The sequence below is a fragment of the Pseudomonas sp. LAMO17WK12:I10 genome (assembly GCF_900215185.1).
GTDB lineage: Bacteria > Pseudomonadota > Gammaproteobacteria > Pseudomonadales > Pseudomonadaceae > Aquipseudomonas > Aquipseudomonas chlororaphis.
The window spans coordinates 185,443-193,639 of sequence record NZ_OBDX01000010.1 but is presented as its reverse complement, the minus strand read 5'-3'; the positions used below and the strand labels follow the sequence as shown (position 1 = coordinate 193,639).

4 protein-coding genes, 1 pseudogene and 1 CRISPR repeat array are annotated in these 8,197 nt (G+C 61.4%); of the genes and pseudogenes, 4 read left to right on the top strand and 1 reads right to left on the bottom strand.

All coding sequences use genetic code 11. From position 1 onward, the window contains the following. The first annotated feature begins 668 nt into the window (after nucleotides 1-668). The 4 genes and pseudogenes from CRO75_RS13975 (at nucleotide 669) to CRO75_RS13960 (ending at nucleotide 5,422) form a co-directional block, all read left to right on the top strand. Nucleotides 669-1,039 (top strand): annotated as a pseudogene (locus tag CRO75_RS13975) (hypothetical protein). A 241-nt stretch (nucleotides 1,040-1,280) separates the two neighbouring features. Then, nucleotides 1,281-1,484: direct repeats of the CRISPR family, unit length 24 nt; unit sequence GTTCACTGCCGGATAGGCAGCTTA. 251 nt (nucleotides 1,485-1,735) lie between these two features. Then, complete coding sequence (locus CRO75_RS13970) at nucleotides 1,736-3,007, top strand: PAAR domain-containing protein (RefSeq protein WP_097136007.1); 1,272 nt, start codon at nucleotides 1,736-1,738, stop codon at nucleotides 3,005-3,007. Further along, complete coding sequence (locus CRO75_RS13965; protein WP_143503922.1) at nucleotides 2,988-3,566, top strand: hypothetical protein; 579 nt, start codon at nucleotides 2,988-2,990, stop codon at nucleotides 3,564-3,566. The genes CRO75_RS13970 and CRO75_RS13965 overlap by 20 nt, the downstream gene beginning before the upstream one ends. Nucleotides 3,567-3,880: 314 nt before the next feature. Then, nucleotides 3,881-5,422, top strand: a complete 1,542-nt coding sequence (locus tag CRO75_RS13960) for an alkaline phosphatase D family protein (protein WP_097136003.1) — start codon at nucleotides 3,881-3,883, stop codon at nucleotides 5,420-5,422. A 123-nt stretch (nucleotides 5,423-5,545) separates the two neighbouring features. Here CRO75_RS13960 and CRO75_RS13955 read toward each other — a convergent pair whose 3' ends face one another. After that, complete coding sequence (locus CRO75_RS13955; RefSeq protein WP_097136001.1) at nucleotides 5,546-8,071, bottom strand: sulfite reductase flavoprotein subunit alpha; 2,526 nt, start codon at nucleotides 8,069-8,071, stop codon at nucleotides 5,546-5,548. Nucleotides 8,072-8,197: the final 126 nt, after the last annotated feature.

Genomic DNA, 8,197 nt, shown 5'->3' with positions numbered 1-8,197 from the left:
CGCTTCGACCTCCATACGATGTCCTCGACTGCGTCGAGGGGCGCTGCGCGCCATCCCCCTGATGAACGCCTCCGCTCGGCCTCCCGATGGGGCGGGTAGATCAAGATCAAAAGCCGGGCGCGACCTACCGGTCGGCGCTAAACCTTGTAGCCGCTGCCGAGCTTGCGAGGCTGCGATCGGCCGCGAAGCGGACGCAGGGTCTTGAGACCGCTGGAGGACCTTCGGTCCTATCGCAGCCTTCGGCAGCGGCTACAGAGATCGCGGTTATATCGGAGCCTTTTGTAGGAGCGAGCTTGCTCGCGATCAGGTCCCGCGGCTGACAGGTTTGTCGTGTAAGACGCCGTCTGAAAGTGAGGCACTTCGCTTTCCTTTGTAAGGCTTTTCCGAGAAACTCCGGGCCGCTTGCGTCTGGGAAGGGCGCTGTCTAGCCTCGGGTTTGTCACTGGTTTTTCAGTGGCCGGGTTTAGCAGCTCGGTAAGTCTCAGGCGTATAAGACACCATGTCTTCCCGGTCGGATTTCATTCTGGCTGGTCTGTTATGGCGGCTGTACGTGGGGCACCTTCGGGTGCGCCGGGTTCCTGAGCCCTGGTCTGCTAACCCGCGTCCATCTGCCACCCTCAATCGTTTAGCAGCGACGGGTGAAAGCTCCATTGCTCGGGAGTTACACCATGAAAAAGCTCGTCCCCGATCCACCCGTTTCCCTGCCGTTCTCACGCCGCAATCCAGACCACGACCAGGCCAATGAGCAGGTCCGTCAGGCGCTGGCCAACCATCCGGTGGAAGGTTCGTTGCTCGCAGCCTTGAAACCCACCGCGGCGGGGCCTGCGGTAACGATTCGCTCTTCACCGTCCGTCCCGGCATCAGCGCCGAAGAGGCGTTGCTTCACGTTTCGATCCTGCTCAAGGCGGCCGAAGAGGTGTCCGATGAGATCACCGAGCGGGCCAGTGGCGTGGAGCGTGGCCTGATCTGGTCGCTGGTGCATTCCGTGGAAATGGCGCGCGGTGTGGTGGATGCCTTGCTCGACGGCAATCGTCGCTGATCGGCAACGGCCCGCTGGCCGCGATCCTTCTTGATATTCGCGGCTGGTTGGGCCAGACAAAACAAATCCATGGCGCTAGTCTGAGCGCCGGTGTTCTGCTTCCTGACGCTGACCCTTTTTTCCGAGCGGATTCCGGACCTATGTAAATCAAGCACTTACAATGGTCCCCGAAAAGAGGGGTAAATACGGTGTTCAGCATGATTTCTCTTTGAAATCATGGTGCTATTGGGATATTTGTCTAGTTCACTGCCGGATAGGCAGCTTACTGCGGGACCGCGCCGCGCCCCTGGTCGATTGCTCGGTTCACTGCCGGATAGGCAGCTTAGAAAACAACAAAGCACGGCTTGAGCATGGCTGCGATGTTCACTGCCGGATAGGCAGCTTAGAAATCCCGCTGGTTGCCGATGGGCGCGGGGTGAGTGTTCACTGCCGAATAGGCAACTGCCATAAACGCATTGAAGGTATGGCCCAACTCGCTTTAACGACTGGCGTTAATGGTCGGTAGAGTGGGAGCTCGCCTCGATCCCGGTCGGGGCGTTTTTTTGTCTGTAGACCCGTAAGAGGCGAACTACCAAAACAGCCACCTCATCAAAGTTCAGAATCGTCTTACAGCCTTGCCTTTCGCCACTTGCTAGGTTCGGGGAGTTGCAAAGAATCAGAGCCTCCCCCACGGATCAGCTAAGGCAAGGATGATAAATGCTCCCCTCTGCTCGCCTGGGCGACAAACACGTCTGCCCACTTCCAGGTCATGGCACCACCTCGATTACCTCCGCTTCCAGTGACATAAACATCAACTTCATGGGTGCCGCCCGAGTTGGAGACACCTGCGGTTGTGGTGCGGTTATTACCACGGGGTTTCCCTCGATCATCTTGAACGGGCGCCCAATGGCTCACCTGGGCAGCCCTACCAGTCACGGCGGAACGATCATCTCGGGCAGCCCCGATACCTTCGGCGGTTTCCAGTTCGGTGGTGCAGCAATCCAGACTATCGTTGACTTCGCCAAGCTCGGTGCCGTGCGCCCGGACGGCTCAGTGAATGATCAACTGATGTCTGAGCTGTTGGCCGATCCACAACTGGAGCAGCGCGCCTTGCTCTCGGGCGCTCTGGTGCAACCTGGCAGTTCGTCCTTAACAACCCCGAAGGAGCCGTTGACTCCCGAGCTAATCGCAGTCGCCGGCAGCCAGCACGACACAGGCTCGGGTAACCAAATGATGTTCATCGGCCAGGCTGTGCGCGAGCTGGCTGAATTCAAGCGCAGCAAGCCTGCCCTGGCGCGGACGCTGGTGGTATTCACTCCGTCGTACAGTGAAGCAATGCTCAGTGCTGCACGTGAATCCGCTGATGCCTATGATGCTGGCTTTATTGGCGTAACCAACGTTCAGGAACTGATCGACTACATGAACCAGGGCAAGGACCGCAAGCAATCACCCATCCAACACCTATCGCTGTTCAGCCACGGCGTGCCGCATCGGATCGCCTTCGGCTATCAGCTCGCCGGCGACTTCCAAATGTCCCTGGACGTACTGAGCTACGAGAAGATTTCACCTTCGGCGTTTGCCAGTTCGGCGCAGATCGACAGCTACGCCTGTAGGACCGGCATGGGCAGTCGGTCAGACTTCCCCGTCGAAGATGGTATCCAGTTCTTTCCGCAGACGAATGAGAGCCTGGCGCAGTTGCTGGCCAATCATCTGCAGATCAAGGTGCACGCCTTTGTTCGACGCTCGGACTACAAGAACACCTGGGGTTCGTTCGAGGAGCGCCGCATGGGCGATCTTTGCGGAATCAGTGGCAACGCAGCACCTGGGAAAGAATGGTGCAGGAAGTGGGAAACACTGGAAAAGGAGCGAAAGAATAGCCATCGTTTACTCGAATTCACTTACCAGACCATGGGCGCTATCAATCCCGTGATTTCTGGTGATACACCCCTTGGCGTACCGGGAGGCCACTTTGAGTTTTTACCGAAGTAAAGGCTTCTGGATAGCCTTTAGCATTTTTTCTCCTTTGTTGCTGATTGCGGCCAACTACGGATTCAAAGTAATGACGAGCGTATACAAGACGGACTTGGGCAACGGCGTGGTGATCTACGCCGACGACTATGTGAAGACTGGTCGCTGGGTGTTTGACTGCCAGTATTCTCGGTTGATCAGTCGAGAACCGCTGCCTGTACCGATAGCAGAACTAGAACGAACTGGAAAATTCATCATTGGCAAAATGTATGAGTTGAATGAGACCGATAAGGGACTCGCAAAAAACGCCATTAGAGCAATTACGGCGATACCTAACTGGTACAAGAGTCTGCATTATCGCTACTCCTTTCTAGGTGAAAGCAGTGATCTGAATAGCCATACTTTTGACTTGGTAGCATCGCAGAATGGTCGGAAATGGGCTCTGGAAGTCTGGCAGGAGATCGGCTCCGACGGAGAGTCGAGCTTTGAAATAACCGCCGAACCTTACGATCTAGAAACCTACGTGGACTACGCAAAGGCACTCCAGGCCGCCGCCAAGAGCTGTCCTGCTCCACAGTAAATGGCGGGCCTGATCCTTTCCGTCCTTGAATCACCCTGAATGAGCACACGCTGACAGCTGCGGCGGGCAGGTAGCATTCGATTACGAGCAGCTCGCCACAGATGATCGAGCCTGAACGAATGTCTGCACTCGCGGAACAGGCGTTCACTGCCGTACAGGCAGCCCCAACGCCTATCCTCCAGCATCCGCCAGTGCCGGGAATAACACCGCGTCCCGTTTTTGCAGCCATGACATTTGCCAGCCCCGTCCCTTGTCATATCCCCTTCATCGCCGCCTACTAAGGTTGCCTTTTGACAGGTGGTCAGGGAGCAACCATGAGCGATTTCACTCTCGGTCGGCGGCGTTTGATTCAGGTGGCGGGGGCGGGGTTGTTGCTGCCGGGGCTGGCGCCGGCGGTGATCGCTTCGCCCAAGGACCGGCCGAAGATGGTCGATGGCGTGCAGTCCGGCGACTTGCTCGGCGACCGGGCGATGGTCTGGAGCCGTACCGATCGGCCGGCGCGGATGGTGGTGGAGTGGGATACCCGCAGCCTGTTCAGCAATCCGCGCAAGTTTGTCTCACCCCTGGTCGATGCCCGCACCGACTTCACCGCGCGGGTCGAGTTGGGCGGGCTGCCCACTGATCAGGCGATTTTTTATCGGGTGTATTTCGAGGACGCGCAGACCGGCGTGCGCAGCAAACCCTGGTTCGGCCATTTGCGCAGCGTGCCGCAGACCCGCCGCGATATCCGCTTTGTGTGGAGTGGCGACACCGTCGGCCAGGGTTTTGGCATCAACCCGGACATTGGCGGCATGCGCATCTACGAGGCCATGCGCCGGCGCCTGCCGGACTTTTTTATCCACAGCGGCGACACCATTTACGCCGACGGCCCGGTGCCGGCGCAGCTGACCACCGAGAATGGCCGGGTATGGCGCAATATCACCACCGAGGCCAAGAGCAAGGTCGCCGAGACCCTCGACGAATACCGCGGCAACTACCGCTATAACCTGCTGGACGAGAACGTGCGGCGCTTCAACGCCGAGGTGCCGCAAATCTGGCAGTGGGACGACCATGAGGTGGTCAACAACTGGTCGCCGAGCAAGATGCTGGATGAGCGTTACACCAGCAAAGATATCCACACCCTGGTGGGGCGCGCGCGGCAGGCCTGGCTGGAATACGCGCCGATGCGCTTGCAGAGCGCCGACCAGGGTGGGCGCATCTATCGCAAGCTGAGCTACGGGCCGCTGCTGGATGTGTTCGTGCTGGACATGCGCAGCTATCGCGGTGGCAACGACGACAACCTTGGCGCGGCCAAGCCGTTTCTCGGCCGTGAGCAGCTGGACTGGCTCAAGCAGGGGCTCAAGCACTCCAAGGCGCAGTGGAAGGTGGTGGCGGCCGACATGCCCATCGGCCTTGGCGTGCCGGACGGAGAGGTCAGCCCCGGCGTGCCGCGCTGGGAGGCGATCGCCAACGGCGACCCGGGCCCGGCCCAGGGCCGCGAGCTGGAGATCGCCGAGTTGCTGGCGTTCCTGCGCAAGCACAAGGTGCGCAACCATGTATGGCTGACGGCAGACGTGCATTACTGCGCGGCGCACCATTACCACCCGGACCGCGCGGCGTTCCAGGACTTCGAACCGTTCTGGGAATTCGTCGCCGGGCCTTTGAATGCCGGCAGTTTCGGGCCCAACGCGCTGGACCAGACCTTCGGCCCGGAGGTGGTGTTCCAGAAGGCGCCGCCGGCGCAGAACACCTCGCCGTTCGCCGGCTTCCAGTTCTTCGGCGAGGTGCAGATCGAAGGGCAGAGCGGGGAGTTGAAGGTGATCCTGCGGGACTTGGACGGGGTGGCGGTGTTCGAGCGCAAGTTGCAGCCGGTTTAGCCACCTGCCCGCTTCTGTAGGAGCGGCCGGTCGACCTCGATTGCTCGCGATGGCGGTATCAAGGCCGCTACCGGCCTTCGGCCTATCGCGAGCAAGCTTTGCTCCTACAGAAGCATCAGTGGGTCAGTAGACATCGCGGCGATAGCGGCCTTGTTCGATCAGCCGTTCGACCACCTCGGCCCCCAGCACTTCGTTGAGCACCTGATCCACGCCCGAGGCCATGCCTTGCAGGCTGCCGCAGATGTAGATCGCGGCGCCGTCGGCCAGCCATTGCTTGAGGCGTTCGGCCTGTTGGCGCAGGCGATCCTGGACGTAGATTTTCTCGGCCTGGTCGCGGGAGAACGCCAGGTCCAGGCGGCGCAGGTCGCCGGCGGTCAGCCATTCCTGCAGCTCGTCCTTGCAGTAGAAGTCATGCTCGGCGTTGCGCTCGCCGAAGATCAGCCAGTTGTCTTGCTGGCCGTCGGCGATGCGCGCCTTGAGCAGGCTGCGCAAGCCGGCCAGGCCCGTGCCGTTGCCCAGCAGGATCAGCGGGCAAGGCTCGGCTGGCAGATGGAAGCCGCTGTTGCGCCGCACCCGCAGGCTGATGGCCGAACCGACCGGCGCATGCTCGGTGAGCCAGCCGGAGCCGATGCCCAGGCTGCCGTCGGGGTGACGTTCCTGGCGCACCAGCAGTTCCAGCTGGCCGTCGCTGGCCAGCGAGGCGATGGAGTATTCACGCATCGCCAGCGGCACCAGGGCATCCACCAGCGCCTGGGCATGCAGGCCCACCAGATGGGCACGGTTTTCCGGGAGCTGGCGGCTGGCCAGGGCCTGGGTCAGGGTTTCCGTCAGGCCGTCGAGCTGCACCGTGGCGCTGCCGTCCAGGCCGAGGCCGTCGAGGAAGAACTCGATGGCCCATGCGCAATTGCGCGGCAGCACTTCTACCAGGTCGCCGGCCAGCCAGCTGCTCGGCTGCTGTGGGGTGAGGCCCAGCAGGTAGACGCCCGAACCGCTGCTGTCCGGGTTCAACAGCTCGCGTTGATTCAGGGTCCAGTTGTCGTAGGCGGGCGCTTGCCACAGGTCTACCGGCGCCTGGCCGATCAATTGGCCCAGTTGCTGCTGCCAGTGGCGCAGGGCGTAGCTGTCGCCGCTGTCGACTTCCACCGGGGCGAACAGGGTGTTGCCGCCATGCTCGGTCAGCCAGCCATGCAGGCGCTTGGCAAAACCGCAGAAGTGCGGGTATTGCCGGTCGCCCAGGCCCAGTACGGCGTACTTGAGGTTGTCCAGGGACAAGGCGCGGCCCAGCACCTTGCGCTCGAAGCCCCGGGCGCTGTCCGGCGCTTCGCCGTCGCCGAAGGTGCTGACCACGAACAATGCGTTCTGGGTATTGAGCAGGTCCTGCTCGCTGACGCTGGCCAACGGCTGGACCTTGGTCGGTACGCCGGCGGCCTGCAATTGCCCGGCGGTCTGCCAGGCCAGTTGTTCGGCGAAACCGCTCTGGCTGGCGAAACCGATCAGCCAGGCCGAAGTATCGCCGGTGTCGGCGCTCAGTCCCTGGCGCGCGTCCTTGATCTGGCGTTTCTTGCGCCGGCGATCCAGGTACAGCAGCCAGCCGGTGATAAAGAACAGCGGCATGGTCAGCGAAGCAATGGTCACCAGGATGCGCCCGACAATGCCGAAGTAGCTGCCCACGTGCAGGGCATAGAGGCTGGTCAGCAACTGGGCCTTGAGGCTCTTGTCGCTGTAGCGGTCGTGGCGGCTGACCACGCCGCTGTTCGGGTCGATAGTGATCTGGTTCAGCGCCCGGTCATGGGGCGAATGCTTCAGCAGGTAGAACACGGTCGCCGGCTGGCCGGCCACCGCCGGCATGCGGATGTTGTAGGAACTCAGGTCCTTGCCGGCGGTGCTGTAGATGCCCAGCCACATGGCGTTGTAGTCGGCGGTCGGCGCCGGACCCTTGGGCGGCGCGCCCCGGTTCTTCATGCGTTGGCTTTGTGGCGAGTCGGCCAGCAGTTTGTTCAGGCCCTTGTTGTACCACTCGTAGGACCAGGACAAGCCAGTCAGCGCCGCCAATAGATAGAACAGCAGGCACCAGGTCCCGGCCACGGCGTGCAGGTCCCAGTTGAAGCCGCGGCCTTTTTTCGCCCAGTCCAGGGTCAGCCAGGCGCGCCAGCTCGCCACCTGGCGCGGCCAGCGCAGGTAGAGGCCGGACAGGCAGAAGAAAATCAGGATCAGGGTGCAGGCACCGGTGATCTGCCGGCCGCTGTCGCCCATGGCCAGGAAACGGTGCAGTTGCAGCATCAGGCCGAAGAAGTCCTGGCCCAGGGCGCTGCCCATGAATTCGCCGGTGTAGGGGTCGAAATAGCGCATCTCGCCACGGCGCTGGCCCGGTGGCGGGGTGAACCACACGCGGGCGGCGTTGCCGCTGTCGGCTTCCACGGTGAGCATCGACACGGTCTTGCCCGAGGCGGCCTGGATCTTTTCCACCAGCTCGGCGGGCGGCAGGACCCCGGCCGGCTGCTTTTCCACCTGCAGTGTGGAGGGGTTGAGGGCACGCAGGATTTCATCCTGGAACGATACCGTCGCTCCGGTAATGCCCATCAAGGCCAGGACCAGACCGGCGCTGATGCCGAAAAACCAGTGCAACTGGAACAGGGTTTTCTTCAACACGTCGACCGCCTCGCTGGTTCTTAAGTCTGTGCCACGGCGCGCATTATGCCGTGAGTTGTCGAGAAACATTCTTTCTTACGCACAAAAGCCCCACTCACCGAAGTGGATGGGGCTTGCGTGGGTGTA

Coding starts and splice junctions, on each gene's coding strand:
- CRO75_RS13960 (WP_097136003.1), top strand. CDS start 3,881: ATGAGCGATTTCACTCTCGGTCGGCGGCGTTTGATTCAGGTGGCGGGG.
- CRO75_RS13970 (WP_097136007.1), top strand. CDS start 1,736: ATGCTCCCCTCTGCTCGCCTGGGCGACAAACACGTCTGCCCACTTCCA.